The following is an 18,143-nucleotide window of genomic DNA, read 5'->3' as shown; positions in this document are numbered from 1 at the left end:
TTTTTAATCGCGGGTAAATCCAGTTGCTCCCGTCCGAGCGATATTCTTGATACCGTATGGTCGAATAACCCGAATCAAAGCTTCACTCTTTTCCGCATTCCCAGTCATCTGAACAGTAATGGAGCTCGGAGCCACATCAACAACAGTTGCACGGAAAGGCTGGATAATAGCTAAAATTTCTGCTCGCTTCTCCGCAGGCGCTGAGACCTTGATCAGAATCACTTCACGCTCGAGATGCGGTTTATCTGTGATATCACGGACACGAATAACGTCGACCTGACGGTTGAGTTGTTTGATGATTTGCTCCACTTCATCGTGAGATGCAACATCAATGATAATGGTAATTCTAGACACATTAGGATTTTCTGTCGCCCCTACCGAGATACTCTCAATATTGACTTGGCGTCTAGACAAAACACCGGTAAAACGATTGAGAACTCCTGACCGGTTTTGAAGTTTGGCTGTTAACATTCTACGCATTAAACTTCACCCCCAACATCTCATGATTACTCTTACCAGCTGGTACCATTGGTAAAACATGCTCTTTACGAGAAATATCTACCTCGATAAACATTGGTACATCTTCCAAGATGACTTCCAAATCCTTCTCTAAGGTTTCAGGATTATCAAATTTATAATTCTTAATCCCGTATGCTTGAGCCATTAATTGGAAATCAGGAAGGCTATCAAAGACTGACTCAGATGTTCGTCCATCATAGAAAGCTTCTTGCCATTGACGAACCATCCCAAGTGAATGGTTATTAAGCATGATGACCTTGATTGGAATCTTGTAGATGTTCAAGATTGCCAATTCCTGATTGGTCATTTGGAAACCACCATCACCGACAAAGAGCACGACCTCCTTATCTGGATTAGCAATTTTTGCTCCAATGGCTGCAGGAACTCCGAATCCCATGGTTCCTAGTCCACCTGAAGTTACGAGTTGACGCTCGTTTTGGTATGGATAGTATTGAGCAGTCCACATTTGGTGTTGTCCGACGTCAGTTACGACAATGGCATCACCCTTAGTCAATTCGCCTATACGTTCAATAACTGCTTGTGGTTGGACGACACGTTCCTTCTTATCATAAGAACGAACACGATTCTTATCTTTGGTAACTTTTTCAATCCATTTTTCAGTATTGTTACGAACGATTGGCTCCGCTAGCAACTGCTGCAAGGCCTTTTTCGCATCACCAACAACTGGGATATCAACAGCGATAATCTTACCAATCTCTGCTGGATCGATATCAATATGCGCAACTTTGGCATTCTTCGCAAATGTCTTAGGATTACCAGTCAAACGGTCATCAAAACGACAACCAATCGAAATCATAAAATCAGCTTCTGTCATCGCAATATTAGCCGCAAAGGAACCATGCATCCCACCCATTCCCAAAAATAGCGGATGACTGGTTGCGATTGTTCCCTGTCCCAAAAGACTGGTCACAACAGGAATTTGATAACGCTCTGCAAATTCATTTAACTCCGCAGCAGCTTCTGCATAGCTAATCCCACCACCAGCTAACAAAACTGGCTTCTTAGCCTTAGAGAGTTGCTTCAAAATCTTCTTGATTTGCATCTCATTAGGCTCTAGAGTTGGTTGATAACTTGGTAGATCTATCTTTGAAGAATAGACAAAGTCCGTTTCAAGAGCAGAAACATCTTTTGGCAAGTCAATAACAACTGGCCCTGGGCGACCGGTAGTCGCAATGTGCACAGCCTCTGTAATCACACGTGGAATATCCGCCGTCTCTCGAACCTGGTAGTTGTACTTGGTAATTGGCATGGTAATACCAACAATATCTGCTTCTTGGAAAGCATCCTTACCGATTCCCGCTCTTGCCACCTGACCCGTGAAGACCAAAAGGGGAACACTGTCACTCATAGCATCTGCAATACCAGTAATGGCATTGGTAGCTCCTGGTCCACTTGTGACGACTGCGACACCAAGTTTCCCTGTTGACTTAGCATAACCTTCTGCTTCATGAAGACAACCTTGTTCATGTCGACCTAGAATATGGCGAATACCTTTAAAATTATAAATAGCATCATATAAAGGCAATACCGCCCCGCCTGGATAACCAAAAATCGTATCGATTCCTAGGTCACGGAGCGTTTCCAAAACGAGTTCTGAACCTGACTTTGGTGAGTCTAAAATGATTTTCTCCATCGTTCCCCTTTCTCTTCTCAATAAAATGACTTGTTTCTATAATACCATTTTTTCAAAAATTTTCAAGACAAAAGAAACAATTTTCTGAATTTTCTATCTAGATACTTTATAATATCAAATAGATTAGAAAGTTTATACGTATTTTTACCTTTTAATAGAAAAAAGGTTGAGACAAAATGTCCCAACCTTTTGATTATTTACTAATTAAAGTGAGTTAACGTCAACCTTGATACCAACACCTTGAGTAGTTGTGATTGTCAAGCTTGTTACGTAAGTTCCTTTAGCAGTAGCTGGTTTAGCTTTTTGGATTGTTTCGTTGAATGCTTTGAAGTTTTCTACTAACTTGTCAGCTTCAAATGAAACTTTACCGATGATAGCTTGTACGATACCTGCACGGTCAGCACGGTAAGTAATTTTACCACCTTTAGACTCTTCAACTGCTTTAGCAACATCCATTGTTACAGTACCAGTTTTAGGGTTTGGCATCAAGTTACGTGGTCCAAGGACACGTCCAAGACGTCCAACAAGAGCCATCATGTCAGGTGTAGCGATAACTACGTCGAAGTCCAACCAACCGTCGTTGATTTTAGCAACAAGGTCGTCTTCACCAACGAAGTCTGCACCAGCAGTTTTAGCTTCTTCAGCTTTTGCACCACGTGCAAATACAAGAACGCGAGCTGTTTTACCAGTACCGTTTGGCAATACCATTGCTCCACGGATTTGTTGGTCAGCTTTTTTCACGTCGATGTTCAAGTTGTAAGCAACTTCTACAGTTGCGTCAAATTTTGCAAAGTTAGTTTCTTTTGCAAGAGCTACAGCTTCTTCTACGCTGTATGCTTTTGTGCTGTCGATTTTCTCAAGAGCAGCACGAAGTTGTTTGCTTTTTTTAGCCATTTTCTATTCTCCTTGTAAGTGGTTCAATCGATTTTCATCTCCCACGTCACTTCTCGAAATGATGAAGTCTTGCGGGTTATATAGGGAAGTTATTGATTAGTCAACAACAGTGAATCCCATAGAACGAGCAGTACCTTCGATCATACGCATTGCAGACTCAATGTTTGCAGCGTTCAAATCTGGCATCTTAGTTTCTGCAATTTCTTGTACTTGTGCACGAGTAACTGTAGCAACTTTAGTTTTGTTAGGTGTACCTGATCCTTTTTCAACACCTGCAGCTTTTTTCAAAAGAACAGCAGCTGGTGGTGTTTTAGTAACGAAAGTAAATGATTTATCTTCGTATACTGAGATAACAACTGGAATGATCATACCAGCTTGATCAGCTGTACGAGCGTTGAACTCTTTTGTGAATCCCATGATGTTGATACCAGCTTGACCAAGAGCAGGTCCAACCGGTGGAGCTGGTGTAGCTTTACCAGCAGGGATTTGCAATTTTACAAGTTTTTCGACTTTTTTAGCCATTTTTAATTCCTCCTTTGTGGTTTTGGCGGTAATTTAGAGATTTTTACCTCCCACAAGTATGTTTTACACATACCCTACTATTATACACTAATCTATCTCAAATGCAAGAGAAAAATTCTATTTTTAGAGAAATTTTATTACTGAATTTGGCTATTATTTCTTTCGTGAAAGAGTTCTGAACCACAAACAAAAAACCGCTCTGTTTTGAGCGATAATTGGAATAAATAGCATTCAATTTTTATACATTTTAGAAGCTTCTGACTCCATCTACAAGTGTTCAACCAAGTCCGCTTCCTGATACTAAGTCAAATCTACATCACGATGTTCTGCTAAAAAGTCAGGAACCAAGCGTAAAGAACTCTCTATTTGAATGATTTGTTTCACTTTAACTTCCTTTTCAACAAGAGAGTCACTGCTTGATTAAAACCATCACACCAGTTATACCATTTTGCTTGATACTCATCTTGGGGTAAGATATGATTCTTTAAATCCAGAACAGAGTATATCTTTCTTTTCTCACAAGCTTGCGCATAGAGATGATATAGTTCATCACAACCGTCTCTATCAAACTCAGCAGAAATCGTATTCCGACCTGCCAATAAAGCCTGATAAGCCCTGTGATGCCCATCTGTAATCAGCAAGCCATCTCCAAATGCAAGAACACTGATTGGATTTATATTTTGTCTCTCTACCGAGTGATAAAGCATCTGGATATCTTGCAACTTCTTTTCTGATAAGTATAGTTGGGTCGGATGAAGATCTTTTATGTTGACTTCCATTTTTATCTCCTCAAGAAGGGCTAAATCCTACTTTTGCTTGCCTGTAAAGCGCCATTGAAAGCGAAGTTTGTCATAAAATGGAAATTCAATGAATAGAATTCCAAGACCCAGACAGAGACTGGCAAGAACATCTGATGGGTAATGAACTCCCAGATAGACTCTGGAAATGATTACACTTACTAGATAGATTCCCAGTAAAATCTGGAGAATGAGCTTTACAGTCCTATCTTTCACTCTCTGTCCCACAATGATAATTAGAGAACCGATTAAGAGGGTTACTGCTAGCGAGTGACCACTAGGGAAAGAAAAGCCCTCTTCTTCAACCAAGTGTAAAATTTCAGGTCGAGGACGCTGATAGAGGTGTTTTAAGGACACAATTAAAATTCCAGCCAAACTAAGATTGCCAGCTACTAAAAGGCTTTCTGACTTCCACTTTTTTAGATAAAAAATAACAGTCAATAGAATTGCCCAAGAAATAACGATTGGTAAGTCAATCAGACGAGTAATCCCTCGAAAGATAGTTGTCAATATAGCTGGTAAATCTCCACGGATTGCTGTCTGGATAGACGAATCAAATGGTATCAATTGTTCTGGATAAAACTTAACGACATAACCCAGAATTACAAATAGTAAAAGGGCAAAAGAGCCCTTTGTTAAATATGTTTGTTTATCTTTCATAGTATTTCAAAGTTGGTTTCAAGAGGACAAATAATAACCAGAATGAGATGGCAAAGATGACTCCTTCAATCAAATTAAATGGTAAGACCATTGCCAACAAGTAATTACTAAGTCCTAGAATATTCTCTATATCGAAGTTAGCAAATTTTGCGTACAAAGGTACAGCATAAACGTAGTTTAGAACTAACATGGCTAAAGTAAGACCAATCGTCCCTGCTAAGGAAGCTAGGACAAAACGCATGGTTGTACGCTCTTTTTTCCAAATCAGACCAAAAGCAAGAACAAAGACTCCTAAGGCTACGATATTCATCGGCAAACCAATATAGGTACTAACTCCTTGGTTGTTCAGAAGGATTTTCAACAAGGACCGAAGGAATAGTACTCCTAAAGCCGCTGGTAAATCCAAGACTACCAAACCTATAAGAACTGGTAAGATACTGAACTCAATCCTTAAAAAGGGTGCCGCCGGTAGAAGCGGAAAGTCAAAGTACATCAACACAAATGAAAGTGCTGATAAAATTGCAATGGTCGAAAGTCGACGTGTGTTTGTCATAACAGGTTCCTCCAATTTTCTATAAAATCAGAAGAAGTTGGAAAGTTTCTCTCCATCTACTCTCTTAACTATCTCAAAAAATAACCTAAGCTTACAAAGAAACTGGTTTTATTTCTATTATAATGAAGCAGAATAGACAAAGCTATCCTTTCGTCTTCTCCCATCCAGACTATACTGTCGGTTGTGGAATCTCACCACATCAGCTTGCGCTCGCGGACTTATTTGGCTAAGATATTTTAGATTTATCTAGACGTCGCAGTCGAAGATAATACTTAAAGTATATCGAGACAAGACAACGAAGAGAAAGCTAAAATAGCTAGTCAAATTTACCGCCGGTCGGGAATTTCACCCTGCCCTGAAGACCCTCTAATGATAACAAAAAAAGCTTGCAAGCGCAAGCATTTTATCTCTTATCAGTGTTTATTTCAACTTATCCGTTTCGTAAGTATGAACCAGTTCGAGACCCGCAAAATTCTGTTGACGAAGGGCCTCATAGACAATCATACATACTGTATTGGATACATTGAGACTACGAACATGTTCATCATTCATAGGAATTCTGAGAGCTTTTTCAGGATGTTCTCGCATAAATTCCTCAGGCAAACCTTTATCTTCACGCCCAAAAAGAAAATAATGGTTTCCTTCTATCGTGAAGTCAGCATCTGAATAGACCTTTTCTGCAAACTTGGAAATCAAGTAGAGTTGACCATCCATTTTTTTCATAAATTCATCTAAACTATCATAAAAATAAATCTCAAGTTTGTCCCAATAGTCTAGCCCGGCTCGCTTCATTTTACGATCATCAATCGGAAAGCCCATCGGTTTGATAATATGAAGGGGCGCATTCGTCGCCGCACAGGTTCGTGCAATATTTCCCGTATTTTGTGGAATTTGTGGTTCAAACAATACAATATGATTGGCCATGCCTTGCTTCCTCTCACTAGTGCAAAAAAATAGCCACACTGCCCGGAGTCAAGCTCAGCAAACAGCGTGGTTAAGGCATCGTTAACTTACCTCACAACAGGTTTGAAGTAAATCAGCGAAACTACTTTTTTAGTATAACACTTTCAGCCTGATTGTCAATAGAAATGACTTGATTTTTTCATTTTTTTACAAACATATTTACAAAAGTTGAAATTTCAACTTTCAGCAAGCAATATCATAGAATTTACATAGATTGAGAATTTTCGGAACAAGTTTTTTCATAAACATATGATGTTTAAAGCAAAATATTTATTCGAATTCCCCTAATCCCTTTATTAAAGAAGGAAACAGTCGGTTGTTGAGTGCATTTTTTTCTAAAAAAAGGTATGATAGAGACATATTGAAAAAGTAGGTTAACTAACTATGAAGATTATTCTTGTCGGAGGGGGAAAAGTCGGTTCTGCTCTCTGTCGTTCACTGGTTGCTGACAACCATGATGTTGTCTTAATTGAACAGAACGAAACTGTTCTAAAATACTTGACTAGCCGTTTTGATATTATGGGAATCGCAGGTAACGGAGCTGACTTTGCTATGTTAGAAGCAGCCAATGTTCAAGATTGTGATATTTTCATTGCCATGACTCAATACGACGAGGTCAACATGGTTTCGGCTGTTTTGGCCAAAAAAATGGGAGCAAAGGAAACCATTGTTCGTGTACGCAATCCTGAATATTCCAACCCTTACTTTAAAGAAAAAAATATTCTTGGATTTTCACTCATTGTAAACCCTGAACTCCTAGCAGCTCGTGCTATCGCTAATATTATAGACTTCCCTAATGCTCTTTCTGTTGAGCGTTTTGCAGGCGGATTAGTCAGCTTAATGGAATTCAAGGTACGAAATGACAGTAATATTTGTCAGATGTCTATTGCTGATTTCCGTAAAAAGTTTGGCAATGTAATCGTCTGTGCCATCGAACGCGATCACAAACTCATGATTCCTAGCGGAGATATGATTTTAGAGGATAAAGACCGTATCTTCGTGACAGGAAGCCGTGTCGATATGATGCTCTTCCACAACTATATTAAGTCCAGAGTTGTTAAGAGTCTGCTCATTATTGGTGCTGGAAAAATTGCTTACTATCTTTTAGGTATTCTAAAAGACAGTCGTATCGATATAAAAGTTATTGAGGTCAATCCTGAAAGAGCCGCCTTTTTCAGTGAAAAATTCCCTAAACTCTATATAGTCCAAGGTGATGGAACAACTAAGGACACCCTCTTAGAAGAAAGTGCCCAAAACTACGATGCTGTTGCCACTTTGACAGGAGTCGACGAGGAAAATATCATTACCTCTATGTTCTTGGATAATGTAGGCGTTCAAAAGAATATTACTAAGGTAAACCGAACAAGCCTATTGGAAATCATTCATGCGACAGATTTTTCAAGTATTATCACGCCTAAGACAATCGCTGTTGATACCATCATGCACTTTATCCATGGTCGTGTAAATGCGCAATATTCTGACCTTCAAGCTATGCACCATCTAGCAAATGGACAGGTAGAAACTCTTCAATTCCTAATCAAAGAAGCCAATAAAATGACTGGCAAGCCTTTAACTCAATTGAAGCTCAAAAAGGATGTCTTGATTGCTGCTATTATCCGCAATGGGAAAACGATCTTCCCAACAGGAGAAGATACCCTCCAGGTCGGTGATAAGCTAGTGGTTATCACTTTGCTTTCAAATATCACCAAGATTTATGATTTGTTAGAGAGGTAAGCTATGAATAGAAGTATGGTACGCTTTCTTCTTGCAAAGCTACTCTTGATTGAAGCTGGGCTACTTTTAGTTCCGGTTGGTATTGCTCTTTACTATCGAGAATCTAGTCAAGTTTTTACAGCTCTTTTCTCTACCATCGGGATTCTTGTTGTCCTAGGTCTACTCGGAATCATCAGTAAACCTAAAAAACAACGTATCTATGCCAAAGAAGGAGTCTTAATTGTTGCCCTATGTTGGATCCTCTGGTCTTTCTTTGGCTCCCTTCCCTTTGTCTTTTCAGGTCAAATCCCCAATTTTATCGATGCCTTCTTCGAAACTAGTTCCGGCTTCACTACTACGGGAGCAACTATCTTAAATGACGTTTCTGTACTAAGTCGTTCGCTTCTATTTTGGCGGAGCTTTACCCACCTCATCGGAGGTATGGGGGTGCTAGTTTTTGCACTAGCTATTATGGACAATGCTAAAAATAGCCACTTAGAGGTTATGAAGGCTGAGGTTCCTGGACCAGTATTTGGTAAGGTGGTATCTAAGCTAAAAAATACAGCACAAATCCTCTACATCCTATATCTGGCAATGTTCGCCCTCTTTGTAGTGATTTATTATCTTGCCGGTATGCCACTCTACGATAGTTTTGTCATCGCTATGGGAACTGCTGGGACTGGTGGTTTCACTGTTTACAATGATGGAATCGCCCACTATAATAGTTCTCTCATTACCTATCTGACGAGTGTTGGGGTCTTGATGTTTGGTGTCAACTTCAACCTCTACTACTATCTCATGCTTCGTCGAGTCAAGGAATTCTTTTTCGATGAGGAGCTTCGTGCTTATCTCTTGATTGTCGTCGTTTCTACCGGCTTAATTACTCTCAATACACTCCACCTTTATAGTGGCGTTTCACAAAGTTTTGAGATGGCCTTCTTCCAAGTCTCTAACATCATCACTACAACTGGTTTCGGTTACGGAAACATAACCAATTGGCCTTTGTTTTCTCAGTATATCCTACTGATGTTGATGGCCATTGGTGGTTCTGCTGGATCTACTGCTGGTGGTCTCAAAGTGATGCGTGGAGTTATTCTAGCTAAAATTGCTAAAAATCAATTTTTGTCTACCATATCACCTCACCGTGTTTTAACTCTCCATGTTAACCAAACGGTAATTGATAAGGATACCCAGCACAAGATTCTCAAGTACTTTGTAGTTTACGTCATGATTCTACTCAGCTTAATTTTCATTATCAGTTTAGATGCTGACAATTTAATGATTGTTACGAGTGCCGTTTTCAGTTGCTTTAACAATATCGGCCCAATTCTCGGAACAACTGCAAGTTTCTCAATTTTTAGTCCATTTTCAAAACTCCTCCTATCCTTTGCAATGATTGCAGGACGTCTTGAAATTTATCCAATCATCCTACTCTTTATGAAGCGAACCTGGTCTAAGCGTTAACAATGTTATTATCAAAAAGCACATCCCTCAAAAATGAGGGATGTTTTTTTCTGTTGATAAGATTTTTAAAAGACAGTTGAGAGTCAAAAAATAACACTTTGGAAAAAGATGATTTTTCATGAAACATTTTAGTTATAATTTTTAAAAAACGTGGGGGTTTTATATGGAAAAAATGAACAAATCAATCCAACTTCTTTTATTGATTTCCTTGGTATATTTAGGTTGCTGTAGTTGCTTAGTTTGGCCTGGTATTGCTTTAACACTCAAACAATCCTGCTTTTACTTTTTACTTCTCTTACTATTTTTAGCAGGTATCTGTACATTTATCCACTATCTTTCAGGTCATAATCATGTAAAAAGTCAACTACATAATCGTAGTCGATCCTTCTTTTTATTGTATAGCAGCATGGTTATCATTAACGTTGCTGGAGTCTGTTTTATTTTATTTGAAAGTATAAGCACTGACACTCTACTACAAAAAGAAATCGTTGACTTGTTACTCATCTCTTTCTTTTTCCTTTTCGGACTTGATATTGCTACCTTTCTGCCGTTAAACAAATGGAGAAAATTACCAACTCATAAAAAGACAGGCAGGTTAACAACCCTTATCTTTCTTAGTTTATTTTTTCTGCACAATCCTTTAACCATATTTTCTGTCAGTTTTTATATCCTTTTGGGAGTCAGCTTTCTAAACTTTTTATTTCCTAAAACCTTAAGACAAGATTTATCCTTCTATAGTCATTTAATTCGAAATATCTTACTTGTATTATCGACACTTATGTTCTGGTAGTTAATAGAATTCCTGTCAGAAGTATGCTATAATGAAATAAATTTTTTAGGAGATATATGAATGAATTTTTTTAAAGATTATCGTAAACGATTGATTTGGCTAGGAATCTTTCTTGTCGCTATGTGCCTATCGCAAGTTCCTATCGTAACTTTAATGTTACTTCAAAAAACTCAACTTGGATCTATCTGGTCATCTCTAATAGTGGGACTTGTCTCTACTGCTGTTGTTACACTCTTTTTATATGGTGCTCACAAAAGTAAGTTATTAAATCTAAAATCAAAACTCTTTACTATTAATGACGCCCCTCGAATTGCTCTTAGTTATGTAGCCATTGTCACAGGAAATCTGATTGGTGCGATTTGGTTACAACTTCTGAAGCAAACAACTACTTCGAATCAAGAGGCTATTAATAGCCTCATGTCAGAAACTTCTATCATTTCAAGCTTTTTCGTAATTGCCCTAGTGGCACCTATTTGTGAGGAAATTATCTGTCGGGGTATCATCCCTACTAAACTCTTCGAAGGATACGAGAAAATTGGATATATTTTAGGTTGGTTTCTCTTCACTATAGCCCATATACCAAATAATCTCCCTTCTTTCTTGATCTATGGCTGGATGTCTGCAGTACTAACTTGGACTGCTTATCGCACCAAACGACTAGAGATGTCTATCTTCCTCCATTTAGTAATTAATGGAGTCAGCATTCTATTGCTTATCTTCCTTACATTCCTTATCAAGGTTGTTGGTATAGATGCTTTTCAATAAATAGAAGTTCCACTACTAATAAAAAGACTAGAAATCTATTTAATTTCTAGTCTTTTTGTTTATTCTTTGAGTGATTCCAAACTAAGTTAGTGAGGCAGGTAGCTAGACTACTTTCTAACTATTACGACACGAAGAGGCGAAAACGATTATTTTTCGCCGATGAGTTAGTAAGGCAGTTAGGCAAGTCTTATAGGACTTGCCGTAGTCTACTTAGATTGCTTTGCAATCAAGTAGACTTACTGAATTACATCTTCTCTTCCAACTCCACATCTGGATACTTGTCCGCAAACCAGCGGAGAGCAAAGTCATTTTCGAAAAGGAAGACAGGTTGGTCAAAGCGGTCTTTGGCCAAGATGTTTCGACTTGAAGACATACGTTCATCTAAATCTTCTGGTTTAATCCAACGAACTGTCTTTTTACCCATAGGAGTCATGACAACTTCAGCGTTATACTCGCCTTCCATACGGTGTTTAAAGACTTCGAACTGGAGTTGTCCAACAGCACCTAGCATATACTCACCTGTTTGGTAATTCTTATAAAGCTGAATGGCTCCTTCTTGTACCAACTGTTCCATTCCCTTGTGGAATGATTTCTGTTTCATAACGTTCTTAGGCGAAACCTTCATGAAAATCTCAGGTGTGAAGGTTGGTAGTGGTTCAAACTCAAACTTGTTCTTCCCAACAGTTAGCGTATCTCCAACCTGATAAGTACCAGTATCGTAAACCCCGATAATATCTCCTGCTACGGCATTGGTCACATTCTCACGACTTTCTGCCATAAACTGAGTAACATTTGATAGTTTAGCACTCTTACCAGTACGAGGAAGATTAACACTCATACCACGCTCGAATTCACCCGATACGATTCGAACAAAGGCGATACGGTCACGGTGACGAGGGTCCATATTGGCTTGGATTTTAAAGACAAAACCTGAGAAATCCTTATCATAAGGATCGACAAGTTCACCGTCTGTCTTCTTGTGCCCATGAGGTTCTGGAGCAAACTTGAGGAAGGTTTCTAAGAAAGTCTGCACCCCAAAATTAGTCAAGGCCGAGCCAAAGAAGACTGGTGTCAAATCACCTGCAAGAATGGCTTCCTCTGAGAATTCATTTCCTGCTTCATTCAAGAGTTCGATATCCTCTTTCACTTGTTCGTAGAATGGGTTGCTAGCAAAGAGCTTATCGCCATCTTCTAGACTGGCAAAGCGTTCATCCCCTTTATAAAGTTCCAGACGTTGGTTATAAAGGTCATAAAGTCCTTCAAAGGCTTTCCCCATCCCAATCGGCCAGTTCATTGGGTAACTCGCAATTCCCAAGACTTCTTCCAATTCTTGCAAGAGATCTAGTGGTTCACGACCGTCACGGTCCAGCTTGTTCATAAAGGTAAAGACTGGAATCCCGCGGTGTTTGACAACCTCAAACAATTTCTTGGTTTGGGCCTCGATACCCTTGGCAGAGTCTACTACCATGACCGCAGCATCCACCGCCATCAAGGTACGATAGGTATCTTCTGAAAAGTCCTCGTGTCCTGGAGTGTCTAGGATGTTTACCCGTTTCCCATCGTAGTCAAACTGCATAACAGATGAAGTGACTGAAATCCCACGTTGTTTCTCGATATCCATCCAGTCTGACTTAGCAAAGTTTCCTGTTTTCTTCCCTTTTACAGTACCTGCCTCACGAATCTCTCCTCCAAAATAGAGCAATTGCTCAGTGATGGTTGTTTTCCCCGCGTCCGGGTGAGAGATGATGGCAAAGGTACGGCGTTTTTTAATTTCTTCTTGAATACTCATAACTTCTCTTTCTTTCTACTTTTTTAATTATTTCAATTTATAATCACTCTTTATTACATCGGACCCTAACATTCCTTTCAACACTCCATTATATCGGATTTTAGAGAGTTTTTCAATTGCTTACACAAGAAAAAGCAGGTCAAGATACTAGACCTGCTCTTCAGATTCTTTTGTTCAATATTTATTTTGTATCGCTAGTTACAATCTCTTCAAAATTTAATTTTTTCTAGAGCAATTTTCTTTTCCCAACGTTTTTTAAACAAAATATCAAAGAGCACTAAGGCTGCAGATAGAATGATTGAAACCAGAAGATACTTTATCCATATAGGGGCATCTGGGATAAAAGGTGTGGTATTCAAAAGCCCATAGTTTCCACCTGTCACTTGATTGACTCCAACTAGAAAAAGATTAAGAATAAAAGTGTAGGCAATAATTCGATACTTTTTCAGCAAGGTCTTATCGTAGTGATTCATGAGATAGACCAGGGAATTGACCAAGAGGGCATAATGACCAATCAGGAAAGAAAAACTGGTAATATGCGGAAAGTCATAGGGGTCAAAAACAGGGTAGCCCAAGGCAAATACTGCTCCACTTGCTCCCAAAAGGGCAAAATACTGCTTGGTCTTCCATTTGTCAGGTAAGAAAACAACCGCGAACATGGCCAAACGACAATGGTAAAGAGGCAAGCTGTTCGAAAACGGAATCCCAAATCCAATATACCAAGTGTAGAGCGCTAGCAGTTGCGCTATTTGAATCCACTTAAACAATCGAACAAATTTGGGATTTTTGTAGTAAGTAAGAGAAGCATAAATAGACAAGGCAAGAAGGCCTATCATAACTCCATACCAAAAAATCGGAATAGGCGGTGGCGTCGTTTGGGTTCTTGTAATAAAATGATGCATAAAGTCTCCTTAAGGTAACGAATTCAGTTGTATATTAACTATTCTTATGTTTATATTTAACGAGTTGATTGATAAGGATGAGAATACCTGTCATCAAACTGGTCACTATCAAATAGTTAAGCAAACTACCATGATCCCCAATCACAGGTGGCTGGCTCATAAAGCCATAATTTCCTCCTGTCAAGAGGTTGGCAAGAAAGATAATGGCATTGACCCCAAAAGTCATCTGGCATATTTTCCAAGTATCTCCTTTTTCAACCTCATAATATCTAACAAGATAAATCAAGCAGTTAGCCAAGAGGGCCCAATGTCCGAAAACATTGTTCACAGACGAAACATGAGGGAAAGGAAAAGGATAAAAGACTGGATAAACCAAGGCCATAATAGAACCAAAAACTCCAACCAGGGCAAAATATTGCTTGAAAAAGGTCTTATTAGGGGCAAAAAGAATTATCCACATAGCCATGCGACTATGGTAAAAAGGGAGAGCCTCAGATAGGGGCAGACGTGCAGCAATATACCAGGCGTTGATAATGAGCAACTGAATCAATTGTCCCCAATACCAAAAGTTTCTGTAACCTTTAGATGATGCGAAACGAATCGATAAAACAGCTATGATTACCAAAGATGTAGGTAATAAAAAGTACCAGGCTCCCAAATGAGGAGGAACTGTCTTTTTACTGGTAAAAAGTAACTCCCAAAGCGTCATATGTCATCCTTAACGTGTTCTAGTTGAGTCAATTCTACATCCTTTTTACCAACTAGAAACGACTGTTATTCTTTCTTCTAATTTCAACCATTATATCGAAATAAAAAGTATTTTTCAATTTCTGTTTCTTTTTAGCTTGGCTTGCCTTATTTATAGGAAAATATGGTAAAATAGAACAGATAAAGAATCATCATTTCACGAAAGGATATCCGATGAAAATTACGCAAGAAGAGGTAACTCACGTTGCCAATCTTTCAAAATTAAAATTCTCAGAAGAAGAAACTGCAGAGTTTGCGACAACACTCTCAAAAATTGTTGATATGGTTGAATTGCTCAGTGAAGTCGACACAACTGGTGTTGCACCTACTACAACGATGGCTGACCGTAAAACTGTTCTCCGACCTGATGTGGCTGAAAAAGGAACAGACCGTGACCGCTTGTTTAAAAATGTACCTGAAAAAGATAACTACTATATCAAGGTGCCAGCTATCCTAGATGATGGAGGAGATGCCTAATGACTTTTAACAATAAAACGATTGAAGAGTTGCACAATCTCCTTGTCTCTAAGGAAATTTCTGCAACAGAACTAACACAAGCAACTCTTGAAGATATCAAATCTCGTGAGACAGCTATCAATGCTTTCGTCACTATCGCTGAGGACCAAGCTCTTGCTCAGGCTAAAGCTATTGATGAAACTGGTATTGATGCTGACAATGTCCTTTCAGGAATTCCGCTCGCAGTTAAGGATAACATTTCTACAGATGGTCTCTTAACAACAGCAGCCTCAAAAATGCTTTATAACTACGAGCCAATCTTTGATGCGACAGCTGTTGCCAATGCAAAAGCCAAGGGCATGATTGTCGTTGGGAAAACCAACATGGACGAGTTTGCCATGGGTGGATCAGGTGAGACTTCTTACTACGGTGCTACTAAAAATGCTTGGGACCACAGCAAGGTCCCTGGTGGATCATCAAGTGGTTCAGCTGCAGCTGTAGCTTCTGGACAAGTCCGTTTATCACTTGGTTCTGATACTGGTGGTTCTATCCGCCAACCTGCTGCCTTTAACGGGATTGTTGGTCTCAAACCAACCTACGGAACAGTTTCACGTTTCGGTCTCATTGCCTTTGGTAGCTCATTAGACCAAATTGGACCTTTTGCACCAACTGTTAAGGAAAACGCCCTCTTGCTCAATGCCATTGCTAGCGAAGATGCCAAAGACTCTACTTCTGCTCCAGTCCGCATTGCCGACTTTACTTCAAAAATCGGCCAAGACATCAAGGGCATGAAGATTGCCCTTCCTAAGGAATACCTTGGTGAAGGAATTGACCCAGAAGTCAAAGAAACCATTCTGAATGCTGCTAAGCACTTTGAAAAGCTTGGTGCTATCGTCGAAGAAGTTAGCCTTCCTCACTCTAAATACGGTGTGGCAGTCTACTACATCATCGCTTCTTCAGAAGCTTCCTCAAACTTGCAACGTTTTGATGGTATTCGTTACGGCTACCGCGCAGAGGATGCGACTAATCTTGATGAAATCTATGTAAACAGCCGCAGTCAAGGTTTCGGTGAAGAAGTTAAACGTCGTATCATGCTAGGTACTTTCAGCCTTTCATCAGGTTACTATGATGCCTACTACAAGAAGGCTGGACAAGTTCGCACCCTTATCATTCAAGATTTCGAAAAAGTCTTTGCGGATTATGACTTGATTTTGGGACCAACTGCTCCTAGCGTTGCTTATGACTTGGATTCACTCAACCATGATCCAGTTGCTATGTACTTGGCTGACCTCTTGACAATTCCTGTCAACTTAGCTGGTCTTCCTGGGATTTCGCTTCCTGCTGGATTTGTTCAAGGTCTACCAGTAGGACTCCAATTGATTGGTCCTAAGTATTCAGAAGAAACTATCTACCAAGTAGCTGCTGCTTTTGAAGCAACAACAGACTACCACAAACAACAACCCGTGATTTTTGGAGGTGATAACTAATGAACTTTGAAACAGTCATTGGACTTGAAGTCCACGTAGAGCTCAACACCAATTCAAAAATCTTCTCACCTACTTCTGCCCACTTTGGGAATGACCAAAATGCCAACACTAACGTGATTGACTGGTCTTTCCCTGGAGTACTACCAGTTCTCAATAAAGGTGTTGTCGATGCTGGTATCAAGGCTGCACTCGCTCTTAACATGGACATCCATAAGAAGATGCACTTTGACCGCAAGAACTATTTCTACCCTGATAATCCTAAAGCCTACCAAATTTCTCAGTTTGATGAACCAATCGGTTACAACGGATGGATTGAAGTGGAGCTAGAAGACGGTACAACTAAGAAAATCGGTATTGAACGTGCTCACTTGGAAGAAGACGCCGGTAAAAACACGCATGGTACAGATGGTTACTCTTATGTTGACCTCAACCGTCAAGGGGTGCCTTTGATTGAAATCGTATCTGAAGCAGACATGCGTTCACCAGAAGAAGCCTACGCTTATCTAACAGCCCTCAAGGAAGTGATCCAATACGCTGGCATTTCTGACGTTAAGATGGAAGAAGGTTCTATGCGTGTGGATGCCAACATCTCCCTTCGTCCTTATGGTCAAGAGAAATTCGGTACCAAGACAGAGTTGAAAAACCTCAACTCCTTCTCAAACGTTCGTAAGGGTCTTGAATACGAAGTCCAACGTCAAGCTGAAATCCTTCGCTCAGGTGGTCAAATCCGCCAAGAAACACGCCGTTACGATGAAGCCAACAAGGCAACTATCCTCATGCGTGTCAAGGAAGGGGCTGCAGACTACCGCTACTTCCCAGAGCCAGACCTACCACTCTTTGAAATCTCTGATGAGTGGATTGAAGAAATGCGTACGGAATTGCCAGAGTTTCCAAAAGAGCGCCGTGCTCGCTATGTATCTGACCTTGGCTTGTCAGACTACGATGCTAGCCAGTTGACTGCCAATAAAGTCACTTCTGACTTCTTTGAGAAAGCTGTTGCCCTAGGTGGTGATGCTAAACAAGTCTCTAACTGGCTCCAAGGTGAAGTCGCCCAGTTCTTGAATGCTGAAGGTAAGACGCTTGAACAAATCAAATTGACTCCAGAAAACTTGGTAGAAATGATTGCTATCATCGAAGATGGAACGATCTCATCTAAGATTGCTAAGAAAGTCTTTGTCCACCTAGCTAAAAATGGTGGAGGTGCTCGTGAATACGTTGAAAAAGCTGGTTTAGTTCAAATTTCAGATCCTGATGTTTTGATTCCAATCATCCATCAAGTCTTTGCGGATAATGAAGCTGCTGTTGCCGACTTCAAGTCAGGAAAACGAAACGCTGACAAGGCCTTTACTGGATTCCTCATGAAGGCGACTAAAGGGCAAGCCAACCCACAAGTAGCCCTCAAACTGCTTGCCCAAGAATTGGCTAAGTCGAAAGATAGTGAGTGAAATATACTTTCGTTAATAACCCT

At 39.8% G+C, this 18,143-nt stretch carries 17 protein-coding genes and 1 riboswitch; of the genes, 6 read left to right on the top strand and 11 right to left on the bottom strand.

Annotated elements, in window-relative coordinates; all coding sequences use genetic code 11:
- Positions 1–3 precede the first annotated feature (3 nt).
- The 8 genes from ilvN to ACWPUA_RS02955 all read right to left on the bottom strand — a co-directional run bounded on the left by ilvN (position 4) and on the right by ACWPUA_RS02955 (position 6,523).
- A complete protein-coding gene (gene ilvN, locus ACWPUA_RS02990) occupies positions 4–480 on the bottom strand; it encodes an acetolactate synthase small subunit (protein ID WP_004251957.1) in 477 nt (158 codons plus the stop codon).
- On the bottom strand, positions 473–2,173 hold the full coding sequence (locus ACWPUA_RS02985; RefSeq protein ID WP_454379013.1) for an acetolactate synthase large subunit: 1,701 nt from the start codon (positions 2,171–2,173) through the stop codon (positions 473–475). Before ACWPUA_RS02985 ends, ilvN begins: the two co-directional genes overlap by 8 nt.
- A gap of 204 nt (positions 2,174–2,377) precedes the next feature.
- Entirely contained in the window at positions 2,378–3,067 is a 690-nt protein-coding gene (gene rplA / locus ACWPUA_RS02980; protein WP_454379011.1) for a 50S ribosomal protein L1, read from the bottom strand.
- A 96-nt stretch (positions 3,068–3,163) separates the two neighbouring features.
- A complete protein-coding gene (rplK, locus tag ACWPUA_RS02975; protein WP_001085808.1) occupies positions 3,164–3,589 on the bottom strand; it encodes a 50S ribosomal protein L11 in 426 nt (141 codons plus the stop codon).
- 380 nt (positions 3,590–3,969) lie between these two features.
- The gene (locus tag ACWPUA_RS02970) at positions 3,970–4,368 is read right to left on the bottom strand and encodes a chromosome partitioning protein ParB (RefSeq protein ID WP_454379007.1); all 399 of its coding nucleotides are present in this window, start codon (positions 4,366–4,368) and stop codon (positions 3,970–3,972) included.
- A 27-nt stretch (positions 4,369–4,395) separates the two neighbouring features.
- Positions 4,396–5,046, bottom strand: a complete 651-nt coding sequence (locus tag ACWPUA_RS02965; RefSeq protein ID WP_454379005.1) for a phosphatase PAP2 family protein — start codon at positions 5,044–5,046, stop codon at positions 4,396–4,398.
- Positions 5,036–5,599 carry an ECF transporter S component gene (locus tag ACWPUA_RS02960; RefSeq protein ID WP_454379003.1) on the bottom strand — a complete coding sequence of 188 codons (564 nt, stop codon included), beginning with the start codon at positions 5,597–5,599 and terminating at the stop codon, positions 5,036–5,038. The genes ACWPUA_RS02965 and ACWPUA_RS02960 overlap by 11 nt, the downstream gene beginning before the upstream one ends.
- A 148-nt stretch (positions 5,600–5,747) precedes the next feature.
- A riboswitch (FMN riboswitch) is annotated at positions 5,748–5,966 on the bottom strand.
- Between the two features lie 53 nt (positions 5,967–6,019).
- The gene (locus ACWPUA_RS02955) at positions 6,020–6,523 is read right to left on the bottom strand and encodes a tRNA (cytidine(34)-2'-O)-methyltransferase (protein WP_049494228.1); all 504 of its coding nucleotides are present in this window, start codon (positions 6,521–6,523) and stop codon (positions 6,020–6,022) included.
- Between the two features lie 423 nt (positions 6,524–6,946).
- Here ACWPUA_RS02955 and trkA point away from each other — a divergent pair, with 423 nt between their 5' ends.
- The 3 genes from trkA (at position 6,947) to ACWPUA_RS02940 (ending at position 11,294) form a co-directional block, all read left to right on the top strand.
- The gene (gene trkA, locus ACWPUA_RS02950; RefSeq protein WP_454379000.1) at positions 6,947–8,296 is read left to right on the top strand and encodes a Trk system potassium transporter TrkA; all 1,350 of its coding nucleotides are present in this window, start codon (positions 6,947–6,949) and stop codon (positions 8,294–8,296) included.
- Between the two features lie 3 nt (positions 8,297–8,299).
- Positions 8,300–9,739, top strand: a complete 1,440-nt coding sequence (locus ACWPUA_RS02945; protein WP_414309923.1) for a TrkH family potassium uptake protein — start codon at positions 8,300–8,302, stop codon at positions 9,737–9,739.
- An 850-nt stretch (positions 9,740–10,589) separates the two neighbouring features.
- On the top strand, positions 10,590–11,294 hold the full coding sequence (locus ACWPUA_RS02940) for a CPBP family intramembrane glutamic endopeptidase (RefSeq protein WP_454378998.1): 705 nt from the start codon (positions 10,590–10,592) through the stop codon (positions 11,292–11,294).
- Positions 11,295–11,538: 244 nt separating this feature from the next.
- On the opposite strand, the gene ACWPUA_RS02935 is transcribed toward ACWPUA_RS02940, so the two are convergent.
- The 3 genes from ACWPUA_RS02935 to ACWPUA_RS02925 all read right to left on the bottom strand — a co-directional run bounded on the left by ACWPUA_RS02935 (position 11,539) and on the right by ACWPUA_RS02925 (position 14,694).
- Positions 11,539–13,083 (bottom strand): peptide chain release factor 3, encoded by a 1,545-nt coding sequence (locus ACWPUA_RS02935; RefSeq protein ID WP_454378996.1) that lies wholly within the window; start codon positions 13,081–13,083, stop codon positions 11,539–11,541.
- Between the two features lie 209 nt (positions 13,084–13,292).
- Positions 13,293–13,985 carry a YwaF family protein gene (locus ACWPUA_RS02930; RefSeq protein ID WP_454378994.1) on the bottom strand — a complete coding sequence of 231 codons (693 nt, stop codon included), beginning with the start codon at positions 13,983–13,985 and terminating at the stop codon, positions 13,293–13,295.
- A gap of 34 nt (positions 13,986–14,019) precedes the next feature.
- Positions 14,020–14,694 carry a YwaF family protein gene (locus ACWPUA_RS02925; RefSeq protein WP_454378992.1) on the bottom strand — a complete coding sequence of 225 codons (675 nt, stop codon included), beginning with the start codon at positions 14,692–14,694 and terminating at the stop codon, positions 14,020–14,022.
- 212 nt (positions 14,695–14,906) lie between these two features.
- Between ACWPUA_RS02925 and gatC the strand changes: the two genes are divergently transcribed.
- The 3 genes from gatC to gatB are packed head-to-tail and all read left to right on the top strand — an operon-like array spanning position 14,907 to position 18,120.
- Positions 14,907–15,209 carry an Asp-tRNA(Asn)/Glu-tRNA(Gln) amidotransferase subunit GatC gene (gatC, locus tag ACWPUA_RS02920; RefSeq protein WP_036756926.1) on the top strand — a complete coding sequence of 101 codons (303 nt, stop codon included), beginning with the start codon at positions 14,907–14,909 and terminating at the stop codon, positions 15,207–15,209.
- Positions 15,209–16,675, top strand: coding sequence for an Asp-tRNA(Asn)/Glu-tRNA(Gln) amidotransferase subunit GatA (gene gatA, locus ACWPUA_RS02915; RefSeq protein ID WP_454378990.1), 1,467 nt, complete (start codon positions 15,209–15,211; stop codon positions 16,673–16,675). The genes gatC and gatA overlap by 1 nt, the downstream gene beginning before the upstream one ends.
- Positions 16,675–18,120, top strand: coding sequence for an Asp-tRNA(Asn)/Glu-tRNA(Gln) amidotransferase subunit GatB (gene gatB / locus ACWPUA_RS02910; protein ID WP_454378989.1), 1,446 nt, complete (start codon positions 16,675–16,677; stop codon positions 18,118–18,120). Before gatA ends, gatB begins: the two co-directional genes overlap by 1 nt.
- Positions 18,121–18,143: the final 23 nt, after the last annotated feature.

It is taken from the genome of Streptococcus sp. Marseille-Q6504 (assembly GCF_965111625.1).
This window is presented reverse-complemented; position numbering and strand designations above follow the sequence as displayed.